We start from the raw sequence: 21481 nt of genomic DNA on the forward strand, positions 1-21481 counted from the left end.
TTGTGGGAACGAGTGCCAGGAGGACGAGTTTAAACTCAGATGCCTGGCATTGCAAGGATCAAGTTCGTTATCGAGCGGCACACGTGAAAGGAGTGACAGATGAAGATCTGCCCACATCCCAAGCCTGTGCATGTGACCTCATACACGCGTTTCCGCCTTGGCAGAACAGAAGCGGTATGTGAACACTGCCGGTCGACGCCTAACCGCTAAGACCGACGAGAAGGGCGGTTTCGCCCTTCTCTTTTTATCGATAACAAACCTAACTACTAGCTAGGCAACTATGACTTTTAACTCAAAAAAATCTTCTCCTGCATTGGTTTCCAAAGCCGCTGCAACGCTGCGAAGCCCCAGCGCTTCTGGCGTTAAAAAGAGTCTTGCGGCGTCAGTAATGTCGCAAGCGCAGAGTGCAAATCAGACTGGCAAAGCCATGGAGACTGCGGCATCCCGTGTGCTCGGAAGCCAGAAGTACAGCGCAGAGACGAAGGCCTTTGCGGCTTCGCTTGTCGGTCAGTCGAACAAGGAACGCTAGACTAAACAGACGGCAGGGCAAACCCCTGCCGTCTGTTCGATATACATATGAATGCCTACTAGAGTCACAAGTGCCCGGTAGGTAGAATAGATAACTTCAGTTGCATCACTCGAGTAGGGGGTGCGGTTTATACACTTTGAGGAATAAGAAGATGCTAAATTGGGAAGATGACGTGACCAAGCCTACTGCGGCGCCAATCGCCGCCAGCGACGAATCCACCGCCGAGCAGGTCGCGCTGCGCGTGAACGCGGACGACAAGCGCATCATCAACGGCAAGACCGACGTCAACCAGCTGGTACCGTTCAAGTACAAGTGGGCATGGGACAAATACCTGGCCGGCTGCGCCAACCACTGGATGCCGCAGGAAGTGAACATGCAGCGCGACATCGAGCTGTGGAAGAACCCGAACGGCCTGTCCGAGGACGAGCGCCGCCTGGTCAAGCGCAACCTGGGCTTCTTCGTGACGGCCGACTCGCTGGCCGCCAACAACATCGTGCTGGGTACCTACCGCCACATCACGGCGCCGGAATGCCGCCAGTACCTGCTGCGCCAGGCGTTCGAGGAAGCGATCCACACGCACGCCTACCAGTACATCGTCGAGTCGCTGGGCCTGGACGAGCAGGAGATCTTCAACGCCTACAACGAGATCAAGTCGATCCGCGACAAGGACCAGTTCCTGATCCCGTTCATCGACACGTTGACCGACCCGGCCTTCACCACGGGCACGATCGAAAACGACCAGAAGCTCTTGAAATCGCTGATCGTGTTTGCCTGCCTGATGGAAGGCCTGTTCTTCTACGTGGGCTTCACGCAGATCCTGGCGCTGGGCCGCCAGAACAAGATGATGGGCGCGGCCGAGCAGTACCAGTACATCCTGCGCGACGAATCGATGCACTGCAACTTCGGCATCGACCTGATCAACACGATCAAGCTGGAAAACCCGCAGCTGTGGACGCCGGCCTTCCGCGAGGAGATCAAGGCGCTGTTCCTGAAAGCCGTCGAGCTGGAATACGCCTACGCCGAGGACACGATGCCGCGCGGCGTGCTGGGCCTGAACGCGACGATGTTCAAGGGCTACCTGCGCTTCATCGCCAACCGCCGCGCCGTGCAGATCGGTCTGGAGCCGCTGTTCGACCAGGACGAGAACCCGTTCCCATGGATGAGCGAGATGATCGACCTGAAGAAGGAACGCAACTTCTTCGAGACGCGCGTGACCGAGTACCAGACTGGTGGAGCGTTGAACTGGGATTGACCCCGCCCGCTGCAATACCAGGCCCGTCCACCGGACGGGCTTTTTTTATGGGCTGCGCGCGCCGCTATAATGCCCGCTTTTGCCAAAAAGACATCCATGCGTCATCCTGTTTTCCTCTCCCTGCTGCTGGCCGCCAGTGCCGCCAGCGCCGGCAACGCGCCACCCCCGTTGACCATCAACAGCCAGAGCGACGCCCGCACCGTCATCCGTGCCGTGCCGGAGGAGGGCGCGACCGATCGCTTCGAGGTGCTGGCGGCGGACAGTGAGCTGGTCAGCTATGTCGGCCTGTCCGACGGCGACGTCGGCGGCGTCGTGTTCCGCGCCGGGAAGCTGTACGGCACCCTGACGCGCGCCCAGGCCGACACCTTCTATGCCTGCCGCGGCTATGCGACGGCGCGGCACCAGTACTGGGCGCAGGACGCGGCGCGCTGGGCGCGCTCACTGGTGCAATCTGCCCACCCGGCGACGGAGGTCGAGCTGCGCTTCACCGGCAAGTCCACGCTGAAAAGCATCAAGGCGGTGCTGGATAACCCGGCCATCGGCCAGGTCAAGGCGATCGTCGAGATGGGCACCAACCCGCTCAACGTCGTCAAGGTGCTGTCGAAGACACGCGACGAGCACCGCCAGCGCGAGCACGACAAGGACATGCTGGAAGGCCTGGGCAAGCTGGCGCCGGGCGACAGCGAAACGCGCCTGGCCGAGGTGCTGCACCCGGAAGACCTGACCTTCCTCGAGCGCGGCATCATCATGGCCTACCCGAAGTACTCGGTCGACTTCCTGGTCCGCGACGGCAAGATCCAGGCGCTGCAGCAGCCGTCGTTCCTGCAGATCGCCCGCGTCAAGGCGGCGCTGTTCTACGCGCCGAACATGAACTGGTCGCGCTGCACGCCGGAAGCGTGGCCGCAGGCCGTGCCTGCAGGCCCGCAGTGACCTGACCCGTTAGTCCGGCACCTGCGCGCTGCGCCATGCGGCCGGTGCCGGCAGCATGAACCCCTCCAGCAGCAGCCCGCCGTGCGGCGCCAAGGTCGTACGCACGGCGCGGTCGAAGGTCGCCTTCGCCACGTCCGGTTGCGTCGCCAGCGCCGCCATCCCCGCCGTCAGATCCGCGGCCAGGTCCGGCGCCGCCGCCTTCAAGCGGCGCGCCAGGTGGCGGCCGTGACCCGACCAGGCGCCCGCCGCGCGCAGCGCGAAGTCGGCCAGCGCGCCGTACAGGTGGACGGCGATCGCCAGCGTTTCGTCCGGCGCCGTGCTGTCCGTCAGGTCTTCCAGTAGTGTCGTGATCGCGTAGCGCTGGCGCGCCATCGCCTCGGCCGTCAGCGGTGCCGGTCCGGCGTCGTACAGCTGGCGCGCATGCCGGCGCAGCCGTTGCAGCAGGGCGCTGTCGGGCAGTACGCTGACGCCGTCGTTGACCATCGCCGCCAATGGCATGCGCCCGGCGGGACCATCCATGACGCGGCAGAAGTAGTCGAACGTGGCGAGGTCGTGACCGAACAGTTCGACCGTTTGCGTGCCCACCTTCAGCGTGTCGCGCCAGGCCTGGTCGACGTGCTCGAACAGTAGCAGCAGGTCGATGTCGGAAGTGGGCGTTGCTTCGCCGCGCGCGATCGAACCGCCGATGATGGCGACCTTGGCGTCGGGCCAGCGGGGCAGCAATGCGGTGCGTACGAGTAGTCGTCGCGGCGGCGATGTGCATGGTGTTCTCCTCTTCTATCTCAGCAGTGTAAGCGCGGTGCGCGCAGCCTGTCACGTCGGGGCGCGCACGGCGCGGCGTCGCTGCAAACTCGGCCGCTTCGTCATAACGATATGCGTGCGCGGCGCAGTTGGCGTGGCGCTGCTGTCGCCGAATCACGACTGCGGGTCGGCGTGTGCGCCAGTGCGCGCGATGTGGTGCCGTGCTGTCGCGCGCGCTCGCGCCAGTCTCGAACGATTTCGCATACGGCCTTTAGGTAAAGGGCGTATGCGAAGCGCGGTGGAGCTGCGTGGACGCCATGGAAGACGCCGGCAGCATGCGGCAGCGTCCTGCGCTGTCGATCCAATGTGCGCTACCTCGCTGATCGCTGCAAAAAAAGAGCTGGAAAAGCATGCGTGCCCGTTGCGCTTCAATAAGGTTTTCGTGTACTTTACGAACTTGAAAACGCGTCGTTATGCAAGCGCTCTTTTTTGGAGTGTGTAGTTGCCGCAAACCGCAAAGAAAAACAGGACATAAAGTTCGCACAGATATGCACACGAAGCACACCGTGATCTGTAAGCCGCCTCGCCTGAACTGAGTCAGGCCGGGCGGTTTTTTCTTTCAAGGCGGAGCACGCGAATGTGCAGCGTTGTCTGGTCCAAGCATGGGTAGGAGCTGGTTGACCGCCCACCCAGGGAGACACGTAGAAGAAGAATTTTTGATGGCGTCGTCGAGCCAGGTGCACCGAAGCAGATGGTGAACCGATGCGCGGCGACGGTATCGAATGGCTGAAGTGCTGCAGTCGTGAGGAGCTGCAGCAGTTCAGCCGGTGCCGAATTCATTAGCGCAAACATCGACATGCTTGCGCCGATGAATAATTCGCCCGGCCTTCCCCCATGGTGGCGGAGGAGCCGGACGGGTTTCAATCATGTGCGTATTTTCATCCCGGATGAAGGAGAATCAAAATGGCTACCGCCGCTAAGAAAACCGAAGTGAAGAAGCCAGCCGCTACCAAGGCTGCCGCTCCTGCCAAGAAGGCAGCAACCAAGTCCGCCACCGCCGCCAAGCCGGCTGCTGCGAAGAAGACCACGGCCGCCGCCAAGCCGGCTGCTGCGAAGAAGACCACGACCGCCGCCAAGCCGGCAGCCGCGAAGAAGTCGACGACGGCAGCAAAGCCAGCCGCGAAGAAAACGACGACGGCAGCAAAGCCAGCCGCGAAGAAGACCGCAGCCGCCAAGCCGGCAGCGAAGAAGTCGACGGCCGCCGCCAAGCCAGCTGCGAAGAAATCCACGACGGCAGCAAAGCCGGCCGCGAAGAAGACCACCGCCGCCAAGCCGGCCGCGAAGAAGTCGACCAGCGCCGCCAAGCCAGCAGCCAAGAAATCCACCACCGCGGCCAAGCCAGCGGCCAAGAAGTCCACCACCGCCGCAAAGCCAGCCGCGAAGAAAACCGCCGCCAAGTCCGCGACCAAGACCGCCGCCAAGCCAGCAGCGAAGAGCGCGACGAAGTCTTCCGGCAAGACCGCCGCCAAGTCGACCGCCAAGACCGCAACCAAGTCCGCAACCAAGTCCGCGTCCAAGACCGCTGCCAAGCCGGCTGCGAAGAAGACCGCGACCAAGTCCGCTGCGAAGCCAGCCGCCAAGGCCGCCGCCAAGCCAGCTGCGAAGAAGGCCGCTGCCAAGCCGGCTGCGAAGAAGGCCGCTGCGAAGCCGGCTGCCAAGGCCGCCGCCAAGCCAGCAGCGAAACCGGCAGCGAAGAAAGCCGCCGCCAAGCCAGCTGCAAAACCTGCCGCGAAGGCCGCTGCCAAGCCGGCCGCGAAAGCTGCCGCGAAGCCTGCGGCGAAATCGGCTGCGAAGCCGGCCGCGAAATCGGCTGCGAAGCCAGCTGCAGCGCCAGCCGCCGCACCAGCCGCCGAAGCACCAGCCGCCAAGAAGGCCGCACCAGCCAAGAAGACTGCTGCCAAGAAGGAAGCCAAGCCAGCCGCCGCACCGGCTGCTGCCGCCGCTTCCGCGCCAGCCGCGAAAACCGTGCTGGCACCTGCCGCCGCCTGGCCGTTCCCGACCAGCACCCGTCCATCCTGAGACGCTGGCCCGGCCGCGAACTGACGACGCCACCCCGGCACCGCCACGCGCAAGCGTGGGGGACGCCGGGCGCGTCGGCGTGCGCGCGGCCGGCTACGTTCACTAGAGACGGCCTGATGGGCGTAAAGACCGCTGTGTGAGACAATCGCACAGCGGTTTTTTTACGCTGGCCTCAAGCCCTATTGGAGAATGCTCGTGCTTAGTATTGTGATGCTGATCGTCGATACCATCGCCGTCCTGCTGGGCGGGGTGCTGCTGCTGCGGTTCTGGATGCAGGCGACCCGCGTGCGGCCGCCGTCGTCGGTGGCACAGTTTACGTTCCAGTTGTCCGACTGGCTGGTCCGGCCGATGCGGCGCATCGTGCCTGGCGTTGGCGGCTACGACTGGGCCAGCCTGCTGGGCGCGTTCCTGATCGTGCTGCTGGCGTCGTCGTTGATGTTCATGCGCGGCGCGCCGGTGGAGCTGGTGCTGAAGCTGGCGCTGTTCCGCTTCCTGCAGTGGATACTGTACGGTTTCATGGCCCTGCTGGTGGTCGAGGCGATCTTCAGCTGGGTCAATCCGCACGCGCCGCTGGCGCCGTTCGTGCGGGCGCTGAACGAGCCGTTGCTGCGGCCGATCCGCCGGGTGGTGCCGCTGGTGGGGAGCCTGGACCTGTCGCTGCTGGTGGCGCTGGTGCTGCTGCAGATCGCCCAGCTCGTGCTGGGGATGCTGTTTGCCGGAGTATGAAACCCAAGGGGACAGGCACCAATCTCAGGGTCGGAGACCCTGAGATTGGTGCCTGTCCCCGGTGCTGATCGCGCTGTCGTTATTCGTAGCGGTAGCCGAACGCTTTCTCGAACCGGTCCGCGATCTCTTCCTTCGTGACCACGTGGTTCTGCGCGCCCTTGTGGGCGATCTTGATCGCGCCCAGCAGGCTGGCCAGGCGGCCCGTGGTTTCCCAGCCCAGGTCGTGCGTCAGGCCGTACAGCAGGCCGGCGCGGTAGGCGTCGCCGCAGCCGGTCGGGTCCAGCACGGCGTCGGCCTGCACGGCCGGGATGTCGATGCTGGTGCCTTTCGTGTAGATCTGCGACCCCTTCTCGCCGCGCGTGACGATCAGCGCCTCCAGGCGGTGCGCGATGTCGGCCAGCGTCAGGCCGGTGCGGTCCACCAGCAGCTCGATCTCGTAGTCGTTGCAGGTCACGTAGGTGGCCTTGTCGATAAAGCTGATCAGCTGTTCGGCCGTGAACATCGGCATCTGCTGGCCCGGATCGAAGACGAACGGGATGCCCAGGCGCTGCAGGTCGTCGGCGTGCTTGAGCATGCCCAGGTGGCCGTCCGGCGAGATGATCGCCAGGCGCGCCGGGCCGGCATCCTCGATATTGTTCTCGTGGGCGAACGACATCGCACCGGGGTGGAAGGCGTTGATCTGGTTGTTGTCCGAATCCGCCGTGACGAAGCACTGGGCGTTGTAGGCGTCCTTCTTGATCAGGATGTTCTGCGTCGAAATGCCCAGCTTCTGCAGGCGCTCGAGGTAGGCCGCGCAGTCCTGGCCCATCACGCCGACGATGCGCGGGTCGCCGCCCAGCAGCTTCAGGTTGTAGGCGATATTGCCGGAGCAGCCGCCGAATTCCGTGCGCATGGTCGGCACGAGGAAGGACACGTTGACCTTGTGCAGCTGGTCGGCCAGCAGGGTATCGCCGAAGCGGCCCTCGTATTGCATGATGACGTCGATGGCGAGCGAGCCACAGATCAGGGAAGTCTGGTTCATGGTGAAACCTCAGGGGTAGAAGATGGCGATGTGGTAGCCCGATGCCTTGAGCCGGTCCAGTTCGAAATACAGTTTGACGGATTGTTCGCTGCGCGGGCCGAAGCCGCGCGCCAGGTCGGCCGGGCTGGCCAGGTAGTCGCGCGGCGCGAACACGCGGCGCAGCACGGGTTTGTCGGCGGCGTCGTTCAGCACCAGCTCGATGTGTGGCCAGGCCTGCACCGTGCGCGATCCGTTGCGCAGCACGGTGGCGAAGCTGAAGGTATTGTCGGCCAGCGTCTGCAGCTCGCCTTGTTCGATCGCCAGCGCGTCGATCTGGGCCGGCAGCTCGACCTTGCAGCCGAACGGTGCGCACAGGGCCTGCAACCCCGGCTGCAGCGCCGGATAGCGGGCCGCCAGCGGGTTGCGGAAGGTGCTGCCCAGCTGGACCAGCAGCAGCATGGCCAGCAGCGGCGTGCCCCAGGCCATGACGAGACGGGCGCTGCGGCCCACGCGTTCGCGGCGCTCGGCCTGGCGCACGAATTCCGGTTCGTCGGGTTCCTCGGCTGGCGTCGCCGTGGCGGCGCTGCCGGCGGCCAGCAGGGCGCTGTCCGGCGCGCCGGCCAGCAGGTCGGCGGCGGCGGCTTCGTCGGCCGTGCGTGCGCCCTCGGTATCGGCTTCATCGTCTTCCGGCACCGATTCGGCGGGTGTCTCCTCGAATGTGTGCACGTCGTCGAGCGCGACGGCGACGATGTGCTCGGACGGCAGGTCGAAGTCGCTGTCGGGGCGAGCCTCGGTCACATCGACCGAAGGGCTGGGGTCGGACCCGCCGGGTCCGACCCCGGCAGTCGGCTCAGGCTCAGGCTCAGGCTCAGGCTCCGGCTCCGGCTCCGGCGCAGGTTCAGGCGCCTCCAGGTCAAGCTCGAGATCCAGCGGAGGGGGCGGAACGGGGAGGGGGGCGACGGCCGGCTCCACGAGCGCGGCGTTGCCGTCGAAGATTTCATTGCAGGCGCCGCAGCGCACGATGCCCCCACGCAGTTTCAGCTGGTCGTGGGCGACCCGGAAAACCGTCTGACAGTGGGGGCATTGGGTGGCGAGCGCCATGCGCGTCGGCAGTGCCTTAACGCGCCGGCAGGGCTGTATCGCTGCCGAGGCGGCCGTGCAGGGCCACCCAGCCTTCGTGTTCGGCCCAGACGGACAGCTTGATGAACGGCGCGTACGCGGCCGCCACTTCCTCCGCCTGGCGCGCCAGCACGCCGGACAGCACCAGCGCGCCGCCATCGGCCACGCGGCCGGACAGCATCGGCGCCATCAGCTTCAATGGCGACGACAGGATGTTGGCGACCACGATGTCGAAGCGCGCCTCGGCATGCTGCGACTGCGCGAAGTCTTCCGGCACGAAGAACTCGATGTCCTGGACCTGGTTGCGCACGGCGTTGTCGCGTGCCGATTCGATTGCCTGCGGGTCGATGTCGACGCCGGCGACCTGCGTGGCGCCCAGCTTGCGCGCCACCATGGCCAGGATGCCGGAGCCGCAGCCGTAATCGAGCACCGACTGGTTCGGCGCCGGATGGGCTTCCAGCCATTCCATGCACAGCTTCGTGGTGGGATGGCTGCCGGTGCCGAAGGCCAGGCCCGGGTCCAGTTCCAGGATCAGGGCGTTGGCATCGGGCGCCTCGTGCCAGCTCGGCACGACCCAGATGTTCTTGCCGATGTGGATCGGCTCGAACTGCGATTGCGTCAGGCGCACCCAGTCTTCGTCTTCCACCTTGCGGGTGGTGAACGCCGGCGCGGCGGCCAGGCCGATGGCGGCTGCCGCCTCGGCCACGATCGCGGCCTGGTCGGCGTCGACGTCCGTCAGCGCGACCACGCGGCTGTGTTCCCACGCCGCTTCCTTCGGCTCCATGCCCGGCTCGCCGAACAGCGGCTTTTCCTGGGCGGTGCCTTCGTCCGCGTCCTCGACGGAGACGGACAGGGCACCGGCCTCGATCAGCGCGTCCGACAGGGCTTCGGCGTTGTCGCGGGCGACTTCGATGACGATTTCAGTCCAGCTCATGAACCTGCCTTGGGCATTTCCGCCAGTTTCTGTTCCAGGTAATGGATGTTGGTGCCGCCTTCGATGAAGCGGGCATCGACCATCAGCTCGCGGTGCAGCGGGATATTGGTCTGGATGCCTTCGACGACCATTTCCGACAACGCGATCTGCATGCGGCGGATGGCCTGCTCGCGGGTGGCGCCGTAGGTGATCAGTTTGCCGATCATCGAATCGTAGTGCGGCGGTACATAGTAACCCGCATACGAATGCGAGTCCACGCGCACGCCCGGGCCGCCCGGCGTGTGCCACGACGTGATGCGTCCCGGCGACGGCGTGAACTTGAACGGGTCTTCCGCGTTGATGCGGCACTCGATGGCGTGACCGGACAGCATCACGTCGCGCTGGCGGAAGCGCAGCTTCTCGCCGCAGGCGATGCGGATCTGTTCCTGCACGATGTCGATGCCGGTGATCATTTCCGTGACCGGGTGCTCGACCTGCACGCGGGTGTTCATCTCGATGAAGTAGAACTCGCCGTTCTCGTACAGGAACTCGAACGTGCCGGCGCCACGGTAGCCGATCTTGCGGCAGGCTTCGGCGCAGCGGTCGCCGATCTTCTCGATCAGCTTGCGCGGGATGCCCGGTGCCGGCGCTTCCTCGATGACCTTCTGGTGGCGGCGCTGCATCGAGCAGTCGCGCTCACCCAGCCAGACGGCGTTGCGGTGCTCGTCGGCCAGGATCTGGATCTCCACGTGGCGCGGGTTCTCCAGGAACTTCTCCATGTAGACCTCGGGGTTGCCGAACGCGGCACCCGCTTCGCTCTTGGTCATCGTGACGGCATTGAGCAACGCCGCTTCCGTGTGCACCACGCGCATGCCGCGGCCACCGCCACCGCCGGCCGCCTTGATGATGACGGGATAGCCGATTTTGCGGGCGATCTGCACGATGGCCTTCGGGTCGTCCGGCAGGGCGCCGTCGGAGCCGGGCACGCACGGCACGCCGGCCTTGATCATGGCCTGCTTGGCCGAGACCTTGTCGCCCATCAGGCGGATCGAGTCGGAACGCGGGCCGATGAAGACGAAGCCGGATTTCTCGACGCGCTCGGCGAAGTCGGCGTTCTCGGACAGGAAGCCGTAGCCCGGGTGGATCGCTTCGGCATCGGTGACTTCGGCGGCGCTGATGATGGCCGGCATGTTCAGGTAGCTCTGCGCCGACTGGGCCGGCCCGATGCAGACGGATTCATCGGCCAGCTTGACGTATTTCGCGTCCTTGTCCGCTTCGGAGTGGACGACCACCGTCTTGATGCCCATCTCGCGGCAGGCGCGCTGGATACGCAGCGCGATTTCACCGCGATTGGCAATGAGGATTTTTTCAAACATGGCTAGTTCTATCTTTGCGAACACCCGGACTGGCCGGGTGCTCTTTGTAGATGAGGAGGTGCTGACTCGCGCTGGCCGCTGGCGGCCGCGTCAGAATCTTCAGCCGATCACGAACAGGGGCTGGCCGAATTCGACCGGCTGGCCGTTCTCGACCAGGATCTGGGTGATGGTGCCGGATTTGTCGGCATCGATTTCGTTCAGCAGCTTCATCGCTTCGATAATGCACAGCGTGTCGCCTTCCTTGATCGACTGGCCCACCTCGACGAACGGCTCCTTGCCCGGAGCCGAGGAACGATAGAACGTGCCGACCATCGGCGACTTGACGACGTGACCGGTCGGCTCGGCGGCGGCGGCCGGCACCGCGGCGGCAGCGGCCGGGGCTGGCGCGGCGTTCGGCGCCGCAACAGGTGCAAACTGGGCCGGAGCGCCCTGCGACGGCATCATGACGACCTGGTTCTGCGGCATGGCGGAGGATTTGACGATACGGACCTTGCTCTCGCCTTCGGTTACTTCGAGTTCCGCAATATCCGATTCGGCAACCAAGTCAATCAACGTCTTGAGCTTGCGTAAATCCATCTGAGACTCCGTTTTATCTTGTTTTGGTAAGGGTAAGCGCTGCGGCCTTGTGGGCAGGAGCGCGAAAATGCGTGCAGATCGCGTAGATTAACTGCTTTTTAGAGCGAAGTCGATGGCGAGCCGGTAGCCCTCGATGCCGAGGCCGCAAATCGTGCCCGTCGCGATCGCACTGAGATAGGAATGATGGCGAAATGCTTCGCGCTGATAAATATTCGAAATGTGAACTTCCACGAACGGGATGGCGATGCCGGCCAGCGCATCGCGCAACGCGACGCTCGTATGCGTATAGCCACCCGGGTTGATGACGATGTAATCCACGCCTTCGGCACGTGCCGCGTGAATCCGGTCGATCAACGCTCCCTCGTGATTGCTCTGGAACACGGCCAGCTGTGCACCCGCCGCTGCCGCCTGTTCCTGCGCAGCCCGCTCTACATCGGCCAGGGTTGTGGCACCATAGATATGAGGCTCGCGCGTTCCCAGCAGATTCAGGTTGGGGCCGTTCAGCAGCAGCAAGTGTTTTGCCATGTTCCTGACCATGTCCGCGAAAGTTCCGCATTTTGCCGTCAAGCGCGACCATTGGCAAGAAAAAAGAACATGTCAAAATGTCTATAATGCGGCCAGGTCCTTTTCCAGCTTCTCGAAGTTCAGCCGGCCCAGATACGCCTTGCGGACCTTGCCGTCCGCGCCGATCAGCACGGTAAACGGCAGGCCGCCCTGGGTATTGCCCAAGAGGCGCGACAGCTCGGTGCCGGTGCTGCCGCCGACCAGCAGGGGGTAGGCGATCTTGAACTTCTTGTTGAAATCAGCAATATTGGTGGGCGTATCGATGCCGATGCCGACGACCTGCAGGTCCTTGAACTTGCCCCCGGTTTGCAGCTGGGACAGCTCGGGCATTTCTTGAACGCACGGAGCACACCACGGTGCCCAGAAATTGAGCAGCAGGGGCTTGCCTTGCCATTGTGCCAGGGCCTGCTGGACACCCTTGTCATCTGGCATCCACTGGTCGAACAATGCCTCGACGGCGCCGGTCAGGTCCTTGCCGGCGGGAGCGGCGGCCCCAGGCGTGTTGCCGGCCGCGGCGGCGGGGGCGGCCGCCGCGGGCACTGGTGTCATCGTCACGGGGTCGGGCGCCGGTTTCATTTTCTGGCCGACCCAGGCGCCGGTGGCGGCGAACAGGACGGCGACAACGCCATAGGCCAGCAAGTGAGATTTTTTCATGCTTCGGTTCGAGGGTCTGTTAATAATAGTGTGCGCAGTTCCGCGATATCGACCCGGGTGGGGCGCTCGCCGCTGCGCTGCTTCTTTGCCCCGCGCAGGTCGTGCTGCTCGTACAGTTCCACGTGCACGCCTTCGTTGCGGTAGATAAAACTGACCGTCTCCACAGGATCGTGGCGCGGACCCTTAAAATGGTCCGCCTCGCCGATCTCTATATTGACGTTCTTGTTCAGCAGCCAGATCTGCACTTCCTTGGCGCTGTCGGCAAACAGCTGCAGGTGGATGTCGTCATGCTCGCCGGCCGTGCCGTTCAGCACCGCGCCCGTCAGGAACGGGTTGTAGTCCGCCAGTTGCTCCATCACTTCCAGTGCGATCGTGCGCAGGTGATGCAGCCGGGCCGGCTGGGTGGCGGCGTTGAACAGCGCGTGATATTGCCGCACCGCTTCCTCGACCTGCAGGTCGTCCGGCAGCAGGTCGCGCTTGGCGTTGGCCTGCGCTTCGCCCAGCAGCTGGCGCGCCGCCTTGCGCTTGGCCGTGCCGTAGTCGGCACCGTCCTGCGCGATCAGCCTCGCCGCCAGCGTCGCGATCTCCGTGCGCAGCTGCGCGATGTCGTCTTGAGGATTGTGCATCATAGCCATGATCATACGCTGAACCGGGGAAAAGCCGCGCGTCGGGTAAAATCCCGATCCTGACTATCGAGCGCTACCATCATGCATATCCATATTCTCGGCATTTGCGGCACCTTCATGGGCGGCCTGGCCGTGCTGGCGAAGGAAGCCGGCCACAAGGTGACGGGCTGCGACGCCAACGTCTATCCGCCGATGAGCACGCAGCTGGAAGCCCAGGGCATCGAACTGATCCAGGGCTTCGGCAAGGACCAGGTCAACCTGAACCCGGACCTGTACGTGATCGGCAACGTGGTCTCGCGCGGCAATGAGCTGGTCGAGGAAATCCTGAACCGCAGCCTGCCGTATGTCTCCGGCCCGCAGTGGATCGGCGAGCATATCCTGCGCCATAAATGGGTGCTGGCGGTGGCGGGCACGCACGGCAAGACGACGACATCGGCGATGCTGGCCTGGATCCTGGAAGACGCCGGCTATGCGCCGGGCTTCCTGATCGGCGGCGTGCCGATGAACTTCGGCGTGTCGGCCCGGCTGAGCGGCAAGGGTGCCGATTCCGAATTCTTCGTCATCGAGGCGGACGAATACGATACGGCGTTCTTCGACAAGCGCAGCAAGTTCGTGCACTACCATGCCAAGACGGCGATCCTGAACAACCTGGAATACGACCACGCCGACATTTTCCCGGACCTGGCCGCCATCGAGACGCAGTTCCACCACCTGGTGCGCACCGTGCCGGGCGTCGGCCGCGTGATCGTCAACGGCGACGAGGAGTCGCTGCAGCGGGTGATCCGGCGCGGCTGCTGGAGCGAGAAAGAGACCTTCGGCGGCGCGGAAGGCTGCAACTGGACGATGAAGGAGCACCCGGACGGCAGCTTCGACGTGCTGTTCAACGGCCAGTTCCAGGCCACCGTGGACTGGAAGCTGACCGGCAGGCACAACCGCAACAATGCGCTGGCGGCGATCGCCGCCGCCCGCAACGTCGGCGTGCCGATCGCGCAGGCGGCCAAGGCACTGGAAAAATTCGAGAGCGTCAAGCGCCGCATGGAAGTGCGCGGCGTGGCCCGTGGCGTCACCGTGTACGACGATTTCGCGCACCACCCGACGGCGATCGCGACCACGGTCGGCGGCCTGCGCCAGAAGCTGGGCAAGGACACCCGCATCCTGGCCGTGCTGGAACCGCGCTCGAACACGATGAAGCTGGGCGCGATGAAGGATGCGCTGCCGGGCAGCCTGGTCGATGCGGACCTGGTGTTCGGCTTCGGCAGCGAGAAGGCGCTGGGCTGGAGCCTGGCCACGGCGCTGGCGCCGATGGGCGCGACCGCTTCCGCCTTCGAAGACCTGGACCTGATGGTCAAGGCCATCGCCGGCCAGGCACGTCCGGGCGATCATGTCGTCGTGATGAGCAACGGCGGCTTCGGTGGCGTGCACCAGAAACTGCTGGACGCGCTGGCAGCATGATTCTTTACCTGCACGGATTCCGCTCGTCGCCGCGGTCGATGAAAGGCCGGCTGCTGGCCGAACGGATGGCGGCGCTGGGCCGCGCCGATGAATACATCGCGCCGCAGCTGCCGGCGTCGCCCAAGCTGGCGATGGCGCAAGCGTTCGCGCTGGTGGCGCGCGTACCGGCCGATGAGCTGTGCATTATCGGCTCGTCGCTGGGCGGCTACTACGCCACGTGGATGGCCGAACGGCTGGGCTGCCGCGCCGTGCTGCTCAATCCCGCCGTCACGCCGCTGCGCGACCTGGACAAGCACGTCGGCGTGACGACGATGTACCACAGCGACGAGCCGTTCGAGTTCAAGCGCGAGTATATCGACGAGCTGCGCGCGTTTGCTGTGCCGGCGATCACGCGGCCCGAACGCTACTTCCTGCTGGCCGCCACCGGCGACGAGGTGCTGGACTACCGCACGATGGTCGCGCATTACGCCGGCGCGCGCCAGCACGTCATCCAAGGCAGCGACCATGGCATCAGCGAGTTTGCCGACTATGTGGACGAGGTGCTGGCGTTCGCCCGGGTGCACGGCGCCGCATGAGGGAACGCTCGCTGCGCCAGGCCAACTGGGTGGGCCATGTCCTGGCCGTCAATGCGCCGCATGATTTGCGCCACTGGCTGACGGGCAGCGGCTCGCTGACGGCCAAGCTGAAAAGCCACAGCGAGACGTTCCGCGTGCAGGTACTGCACCAACACGTCGCCACCTGCCTGGCCGACGAGGCGCGCGCCATCGGCTTGCACCGCCCGGGGCGGGTGTGGGAAAGGGAGGTGCTGCTGCGGTGTGATAATGCGCCCGTGGTGTTTGCCCACACGGTGGTGCCGATGAGCGCCGACGCCACCGACTGGCCGCTGTTTTCGGCGCTGGGCGAGCGTTCGCTGGGCACGACCCTGTTCGGCGATCCGCGCGTGACCCGCGGCACACTGGAATATGCGCGCCTGCGCGCCAGCCATCCGCTGGCCCTGCGTGCGCGCGCGGCGCTGGCGGCCGAGGGCCACGCCGCGCTGGAAGAACAATTGCTGTATGCACGGCGCTGCCTGTACCGGCGCCGCCAGGGCACGCTCTTGGTGACGGAGGTATTCCTGCCGCGCGTCACCCGGCTGGTCCCACGAACATCGAATACGAGAGAAACATGAACGTCTTTTTTGAAGAATCCGGCGATTTCAAGGTCGGAACCGTGCTGTCCCAGGCTGGCGAGGCCTATCAAGTCGAAATGGCCAGCGGCAAACGCAGCAAGGTGAAGGCGCGCGACGTGCTGCTGCAATACGAAAAGCCCGCGCCGGAAGTGCTGCTGGGCGAGGCCAAGGCGGTGGCGGCGGACGTCGATCTCGATTTTCTGTGGGAAGTGGCGGGCGAGGAAGAATTCGGTTTCGCCGAGCTGGGCGCCGAGTACTTCGGCCACGCGCCGCTGCCGCACGAGGCGGCCGGCTTGATCCTGGCGCTGCATTCGGCGCCGATCTACTTCCATAAGAAAGGGCGCGGCCGCTACAAGGCCGCGCCGGAGCAGACGCTGAAGGCGGCGCTGGCCGGTATCGAGAAGAAAAAGCAGCAGGCCATCGTGCAGCAGCAGTACGTGGACGAGCTGAAGGAAAACCGCCTGCCGGCATCGATGCAGAACATCGTCCAGCAACTGCTGTTCAAGCCGGACAAGAACACGATCGAGTACAAGGCGCTGGACGCGGCCTGCAACGAGCTGCACACGTCGCCGGCACGGCTGATGCTGGCCGTGGGCGGCATCGGTTCGGCCAAGGACCTGCACATGGCGAAGTTCCTGTTCGAGAACTTCCCGAAAGGGCACGGCTTCCCGGACGTGGCCGTGCCGGCCGCGCCGAGCGACCTGCCTGTCGCCGCCGTCGAAGCGTTCTCCATCGACGACGTGACCACCACCGAGATCGACGACGCCTTCTCTGTGGTCCACCAGCCGGACGGCAAGGTGCGCATCGGCATCCACATCGCGGCGCCGGGCCTGGGCATCAAGCCGGACGACGCCATCGACAAGATCGCGCGCGCGCGCATGTCCACCGTGTATATGCCGGGCGACAAGATCACGATGCTGCCGGACAGCGTGGTGGACGCGTTCACCCTGGCCGAGGGCAAGACCTGCCCGGCGCTGTCGCTGTATGCCACGCTCGACCCGAGCGACTGGACCGTCATCGCGACGGAAACACGCGCGGAGCTGGTGCCGATCGCCAACAACCTGCGCCACAACGAGCTCGATGACGTGGTCAACGAGGAAACCCTGGCCAGCGGCGCAGGCGAGTACCCACGCAAGGCCGAGCTGACCTTGCTGTGGGGCTGGGCGCGGCACCTGGAAGCGGGCCGCATGGTCAAGCGCGAGGCGTTCGGCCTGAAGCCGGAGCAGAACAACCGCGTCGATTTCAATTTCTACGTCGAGAACGACGTCGTCACGATCACCCGCCGCAAGCGCGGCGCGCCGCTGGACAAGATCGTCGCCGAGCTGATGATCTTCGCCAACAGCACTTGGGGCAAGCTGATGCACGACCACGGCGTGCCCGGCATCTACCGCAGCCAGGGCCAGGGCGTGGGCGGCTGGAATGCGAAAATGCAGGTGCGCATGGTGACGCACGCGGCGCCACACCAGGGCCTGGGCGTGGACCAGTACGCGTGGAGCACCTCACCGCTGCGCCGCTACACGGACCTCGTCAACCAGTGGCAGATCCTGGCCTGCGCCGAGAAGGGCGTGATGGCGCCGCTGGTGGCGCCGTTCAAGCAGAAGGACGCCAACCTGTTCGCCATCGTCTCCGCTTTCGACGCCGCCTACGCGGCCTACGCCGACTTCCAGGCCAATATGGAGCGCTACTGGTGCCTGCGCTGGCTGGGCCAGGAAGACGTCCGCCAGGTCGATGCCGTCGTGCTGAAGGACGAAGTGCTGCGCCTGACGGACATCCCGCTCGTCATCCGCCTGCCGGGCATGCCGCAACTGGCGCGCGGCGCCGCCGTCAAGCTGGACGTGCTGCGCTGGGACGAGGTGGACCTGTCGATCGAAACGCGCCTGCTGGAAGTCGCGGCCGACCAGGCGGCGACCGACGTCGAGTTCGACGAAGAGGAGCTGGTGGGCGAAACGGTGCCGGAACTGGTGCCGGACCCGGACCAGCCGGCCGACGAGAAGGCCGAGGCGGCCGAGCAGCCGCCGGAGGCCTAACGCAGCTGGCGGGCCATTGCACGCTTTTCACCCAACGGCAAGGGCCGGGGTCAGACCCGCCGGGTCTGACCCCAGTTTCTGCCTTGGGGTGAATTTGCGGCTCCGGTGCGCACGCAAAAAGCCGACTGTGCCATGTGTTGGCGGGTAGAATGGCGCATTCCGCCTCGCTTCTTTGCTTGCCCGTGAAGTCTCTTCAAGAAAACCGGTTCCTGATGATCGCGCTGGCCGTCTCCGTGGCGGCGCATGCGGCGCTGCTGGGGGTGCGTTTTGTCGCCCCCACCGAGTTCAAACTGGCGCCCACCGATCCCACGCTGGAAGTCATCCTCGTCAACGCCAAGCACGCCAACAAGCCGCTGAAGGCGGACGCGCTGGCGCAGGCCAACCTGGAAGGCGGCGGCAATGCCGACAAGGGCCGCGCCAAGTCGCCGCTGCCGGACATGCGCAAGATGGACGACGGCGACAGCATCAAGGCCGCCCAGAAGCGCATCGAGGAGTTGCAAGCCAGGCAGGATGCGCTGATGACGCAGGTGAAGAAAACGCCGTACCGCGCCGCCCCCGTCAGCGAGGAAAAGCGGCCGGACCCGGTGCCGAGCGGCGCCGACCTGGTCGAGAGCAGCAAGGCCATCGCCCGCATGGCGGCCGAGATCACGCAGCGCATCGAAGACGAGAACAAGCGCCCGCGCCGCACCTACATCACGCCCAGCACCCAGCAGGTGGGCTACGCGATGTACTACAAGCAGTTCCAGCGCCGCGTCGAGGACATCGGTACCCTGAACTTCCCGCAGAAGAACGGCCGCAAGCTGTACGGCGAGCTGGTGCTGCAGATTCCGATCTTCCAGGACGGCACACTGTATACAAAGGAGGGCGGCATCAAGGTGCAGACCAGCTCCGGCAACCCGGCGCTGGACGAGGCCGCCATCCACATCGTGCGCCGCGCCGCGCCGTTCGGCAAGTTCCCGCCAAACATGCTGTCGTCCGACAAGGACGACCTGTGGGTCATCATCACCCGCTTCAAATTCACCCGCGAACAAAAACTCGAAGCTGACCTGAACAGCGCGAACTGAGCATCGACAGGACATCCATGGACCGCTACTGCGTTTTCGGCAACCCCATCGCCCACAGCAAATCGCCCGACATCCACGCCGCCTTTGCCGCGCAGACCGGCCAGCAGCTGACCTACGAGAAGCGCCTGGCGCCGCTGGACGGCTTCGCCGCCGCCGTCCACGCCTTCATCGCCGAAGGCGGCAAGGGCGCCAACGTGACGGTGCCGTTCAAGCTCGATGCGCACAGGCTGGCCAACGCGCTGACGATCCGCGCCCAGGCCGCGGGGGCCGTCAACACGCTGCTGTTCGACGCGCACGGCATCACGGGCGACAATACGGACGGCGCCGGCCTGGTGGCCGACATCACCGGCAACGCGGGCGTGGCCATCGCCGGCCGGCGCGTGCTGCTGCTGGGGGCCGGCGGTGCCGCGCGCGGCGCCGTGCTACCGCTCCTGGAACACCGGCCCGCCGCGCTGGTCATCGCCAACCGCACGGTGGCCACCGCCGAAGCGCTGGTGCAGCAGTTCGCGGCGCTGGGCGGGGAGGGCGTGCTGTCGGCCGGCGGCTTCGGCGACATCGCCGGCAGCTTCGATATCGTCGTTAACGCAACATCGGCCAGCCTGCAGGCGGACCTGCCGCCCATTCCGGCGTCGGTATTCCACCCGGGCACCTTGGCTTTGGATATGATGTACGGCAAGGAGCCGACGGTGTTCCTGCGCTTCGTCGCGCAGCACGGCGCCGTGCCGCGCGACGGCCTGGGCATGCTGGTGGAGCAGGCGGCCGAAGCGTTCGCCCTGTGGCGCGGCGTGCGGCCGGACACCGCGGCGGTATTGGCATCGATCCGTCGAACGTTATGACAACAAAAAAATCGCCCGGGCGCTGGGCCTGGGTCAAGTGGGTCTTCATCGTCCCCATCGTGCTGTTCCTGGCCGTGCAGGCCTATTTTTTCGTCCAGATCTGGTGGTGGGTCGACCATAACCCGACCATGACGGCCTTCATGCGCCAGCAGCAGGCCGTCATGCGCGAGAAGGACCCGAACGCCACCGTGCGCCAGCAGTGGGTGCCGTACGAGCGCATCTCGCGGAACCTGAAGCGCGCCATCATCGCCTCGGAGGACGCCAACTTCTCCGAGCACGACGGCGTCGACTGGGACGCGCTGGAAAAAGCCTTCGAGCGCAACGACAAGCGCGGCAAGGTCACGCACGGCGGCTCCACCATCACGCAGCAGCTGGCCAAGAACCTGTTCCTGTCCGGCTCGCGCAGCTACCTGCGCAAGGGCCAGGAACTGATCATCACCTACATGCTGGAAGCGCTGATGGACAAGCAGCGCATCTTCGAGATCTACCTGAACGTGGTCGAATTCGGCCGCGGCATCTACGGCGCCGAGGCGGCCGCGCGCTATTACTATCGCATCCCGGCGTCGAAACTGGGCGCCGCGCAGGCGGCCAAGCTGGCCGTGATGCTGCCCAACCCGCGCTACTACGACGCGCACCGCAACACCAAGTACCTGAACCGCCGCACCGCGATCATCCTGAAGCGCATGGGGTCGGCCGAATTGCCGTGACGGCGGCCGTCCCGCTGCGGTTTTTCTGAGCATCAGGAACAAAAAGTAGCCGGGCGGTATGGTCTGCCGCCGGCCTTGCGGGTACACTTGCGCTGTTTCGATTTTCGCGCCCCGCGCGCCTGATCCACCCGGCTGAGAGTGTGCCTATGATCAATGTGTTCGTTTTACAAAATGGCCGGCTCAACCAGGTGCCCATCGAGACGCGCGAAGACCTTGAATCCGTGGCACCGGTATGGGTCGACCTGACTGACCCGAACGACGACGAACGGGCTTGGGTCAAGGCGATCTACGGCGTGATCCTGCCGGGCGAGGACGAAGTCAAGGACATCGAGGCCTCGGCCCGCTACTACGAGGCGGAAAACGGCGACCTGCACCTGCGCACCGACTTCCTGCTGGAAGAAGACGACGGCCCGTCGCGCGTCGTCACCGTCGCCTTCATCCTGGCCAAGAAGATGCTGTTCTCGGTCCACACGGACGACCTGCCCGTGTTCCGCCTGGTGCGCATGCGCGCACGCTCGCGTCCCGGCTCGATCGCCGACTACATGGACGTGCTGCTGGACCTGTACGCGACCGACGCCGAATACTCCGCCGATGCGCTGGAGGGCATCTACCAGAAGCTGGAAGAAGTGTCGGGCCGGGTGCTGCAGAAGGAATTCACCGACAAGGACGCGGCCGACGCGCTGTCCGCCATCGCCCACGAGGAAGACCTGAACGGCCGCATCCGCCGCAATATGATGGACACGCGCCGCGCCGTCAGCTTCCTGATGCGCGGCCGCCTGCTGAACTCCGAGCAGTTCGAGGAAGCGCGCCAGATCCTGCGCGACATCGAATCGCTGGACGGTCACACCTCGTTCCTGTTCGACAAGATCAACTTCCTGATGGACGCCACCGTCGGCTTCATCAACATCAACCAGAACAAGATCATCAAGATCTTCTCGGTGGCCAGCGTGGCTTTCCTGCCGCCGACCCTGATCGCCAGCGTGTACGGCATGAACTTCAAGATCCTGCCGGAGCTGAACTGGACCTACGGCTATCCGTGGGCCTGGGGGCTGATGATCACCAGCGCGATCGCGCCGTTCCTGTACTTCCGCCATCGCGGCTGGTTGAAGTAACCCCGCGGCTGATGCAATAGGGTCTGTCCC

Annotated in this window: 21 protein-coding genes and 1 pseudogene; 11 read left to right on the top strand and 11 right to left on the bottom strand. The window is 65.0% G+C overall.

Annotated elements, in window-relative coordinates; translation table 11 throughout:
* Window positions 1-680 precede the first annotated feature (680 nt).
* Window positions 681-1781, top strand: a complete 1101-nt coding sequence (locus tag E7V67_002660; GenBank protein ID WUR14025.1) for a ribonucleotide-diphosphate reductase subunit beta — start codon at window positions 681-683, stop codon at window positions 1779-1781.
* A 96-nt stretch (window positions 1782-1877) separates the two neighbouring features.
* The gene (locus E7V67_002665; protein ID WUR14026.1) at window positions 1878-2711 is read left to right on the top strand and encodes a hypothetical protein; all 834 of its coding nucleotides are present in this window, start codon (window positions 1878-1880) and stop codon (window positions 2709-2711) included.
* Between the two features lie 9 nt (window positions 2712-2720).
* Here the strand turns inward: E7V67_002665 and E7V67_002670 are convergent, their stop codons facing one another.
* Both E7V67_002670 and E7V67_002675 read right to left on the bottom strand, forming a co-directional pair.
* Complete coding sequence (locus E7V67_002670; GenBank protein WUR14027.1) at window positions 2721-3434, bottom strand: nucleotidyltransferase domain-containing protein; 714 nt, start codon at window positions 3432-3434, stop codon at window positions 2721-2723.
* A 956-nt stretch (window positions 3435-4390) separates the two neighbouring features.
* A complete protein-coding gene (locus E7V67_002675; protein ID WUR14028.1) occupies window positions 4391-5425 on the bottom strand; it encodes a hypothetical protein in 1035 nt (344 codons plus the stop codon).
* Window positions 5426-5720: 295 nt separating this feature from the next.
* Here E7V67_002675 and E7V67_002680 point away from each other — a divergent pair, with 295 nt between their 5' ends.
* Window positions 5721-6257, top strand: a complete 537-nt coding sequence (locus tag E7V67_002680) for a YggT family protein (GenBank protein WUR14029.1) — start codon at window positions 5721-5723, stop codon at window positions 6255-6257.
* Window positions 6258-6336: 79 nt separating this feature from the next.
* On the opposite strand, the gene E7V67_002685 is transcribed toward E7V67_002680, so the two are convergent.
* The 9 genes and pseudogenes from E7V67_002685 to E7V67_002725 form a co-directional block, all read right to left on the bottom strand.
* Window positions 6337-7278, bottom strand: coding sequence for a carbohydrate kinase family protein (locus tag E7V67_002685; GenBank protein ID WUR14030.1), 942 nt, complete (start codon window positions 7276-7278; stop codon window positions 6337-6339).
* A gap of 9 nt (window positions 7279-7287) precedes the next feature.
* Entirely contained in the window at window positions 7288-8055 is a 768-nt protein-coding gene (locus E7V67_002690) for a DUF3426 domain-containing protein (GenBank protein WUR16217.1), read from the bottom strand.
* A gap of 201 nt (window positions 8056-8256) precedes the next feature.
* Window positions 8257-8358, bottom strand: a pseudogene (locus E7V67_002695) (zinc-ribbon domain-containing protein).
* 16 nt (window positions 8359-8374) lie between these two features.
* Window positions 8375-9310, bottom strand: coding sequence for a 50S ribosomal protein L11 methyltransferase (gene prmA, locus E7V67_002700; protein WUR14031.1), 936 nt, complete (start codon window positions 9308-9310; stop codon window positions 8375-8377).
* Entirely contained in the window at window positions 9307-10665 is a 1359-nt protein-coding gene (gene accC, locus E7V67_002705; protein WUR14032.1) for an acetyl-CoA carboxylase biotin carboxylase subunit, read from the bottom strand. The genes prmA and accC overlap by 4 nt, the downstream gene beginning before the upstream one ends.
* 99 nt (window positions 10666-10764) lie before the next feature.
* Entirely contained in the window at window positions 10765-11241 is a 477-nt protein-coding gene (gene accB, locus E7V67_002710; protein ID WUR14033.1) for an acetyl-CoA carboxylase biotin carboxyl carrier protein, read from the bottom strand.
* Between the two features lie 87 nt (window positions 11242-11328).
* Window positions 11329-11766 (bottom strand): type II 3-dehydroquinate dehydratase, encoded by a 438-nt coding sequence (gene aroQ, locus E7V67_002715; protein WUR14034.1) that lies wholly within the window; start codon window positions 11764-11766, stop codon window positions 11329-11331.
* An 81-nt stretch (window positions 11767-11847) separates the two neighbouring features.
* Complete coding sequence (locus E7V67_002720) at window positions 11848-12459, bottom strand: TlpA disulfide reductase family protein (GenBank protein ID WUR14035.1); 612 nt, start codon at window positions 12457-12459, stop codon at window positions 11848-11850.
* Window positions 12456-13088 (bottom strand): hypothetical protein, encoded by a 633-nt coding sequence (locus tag E7V67_002725; GenBank protein ID WUR14036.1) that lies wholly within the window; start codon window positions 13086-13088, stop codon window positions 12456-12458. The genes E7V67_002720 and E7V67_002725 overlap by 4 nt, the downstream gene beginning before the upstream one ends.
* 78 nt (window positions 13089-13166) lie before the next feature.
* Here E7V67_002725 and mpl point away from each other — a divergent pair, with 78 nt between their 5' ends.
* The 8 genes from mpl (at window position 13167) to corA (ending at window position 21451) form a co-directional block, all read left to right on the top strand.
* Window positions 13167-14537 (top strand): UDP-N-acetylmuramate:L-alanyl-gamma-D-glutamyl-meso-diaminopimelate ligase, encoded by a 1371-nt coding sequence (gene mpl / locus E7V67_002730; GenBank protein ID WUR14037.1) that lies wholly within the window; start codon window positions 13167-13169, stop codon window positions 14535-14537.
* Complete coding sequence (locus tag E7V67_002735) at window positions 14534-15112, top strand: YqiA/YcfP family alpha/beta fold hydrolase (protein ID WUR14038.1); 579 nt, start codon at window positions 14534-14536, stop codon at window positions 15110-15112. The genes mpl and E7V67_002735 overlap by 4 nt, the downstream gene beginning before the upstream one ends.
* Entirely contained in the window at window positions 15109-15705 is a 597-nt protein-coding gene (locus E7V67_002740; GenBank protein ID WUR14039.1) for a chorismate lyase, read from the top strand. The genes E7V67_002735 and E7V67_002740 overlap by 4 nt, the downstream gene beginning before the upstream one ends.
* Window positions 15702-17732, top strand: a complete 2031-nt coding sequence (locus E7V67_002745; protein ID WUR14040.1) for an RNB domain-containing ribonuclease — start codon at window positions 15702-15704, stop codon at window positions 17730-17732. The genes E7V67_002740 and E7V67_002745 overlap by 4 nt, the downstream gene beginning before the upstream one ends.
* Before the next feature lie 182 nt (window positions 17733-17914).
* Window positions 17915-18796: a TonB family protein gene (locus E7V67_002750; protein WUR14041.1), complete on the top strand. Its 882-nt coding sequence runs from the start codon at window positions 17915-17917 to the stop codon at window positions 18794-18796.
* A 17-nt stretch (window positions 18797-18813) separates the two neighbouring features.
* The gene (gene aroE / locus E7V67_002755) at window positions 18814-19632 is read left to right on the top strand and encodes a shikimate dehydrogenase (GenBank protein WUR14042.1); all 819 of its coding nucleotides are present in this window, start codon (window positions 18814-18816) and stop codon (window positions 19630-19632) included.
* Window positions 19629-20339 carry a monofunctional biosynthetic peptidoglycan transglycosylase gene (mtgA, locus tag E7V67_002760; protein WUR14043.1) on the top strand — a complete coding sequence of 237 codons (711 nt, stop codon included), beginning with the start codon at window positions 19629-19631 and terminating at the stop codon, window positions 20337-20339. The genes aroE and mtgA overlap by 4 nt, the downstream gene beginning before the upstream one ends.
* Before the next feature lie 146 nt (window positions 20340-20485).
* Window positions 20486-21451: a magnesium/cobalt transporter CorA gene (corA, locus tag E7V67_002765; GenBank protein WUR14044.1), complete on the top strand. Its 966-nt coding sequence runs from the start codon at window positions 20486-20488 to the stop codon at window positions 21449-21451.
* Window positions 21452-21481: the final 30 nt, after the last annotated feature.

Origin of the sequence: [Empedobacter] haloabium, assembly GCA_008011715.2 — a bacterium.
GTDB classification, from domain to species: Bacteria; Pseudomonadota; Gammaproteobacteria; order Burkholderiales; family Burkholderiaceae_D; genus Rugamonas; species Rugamonas haloabia.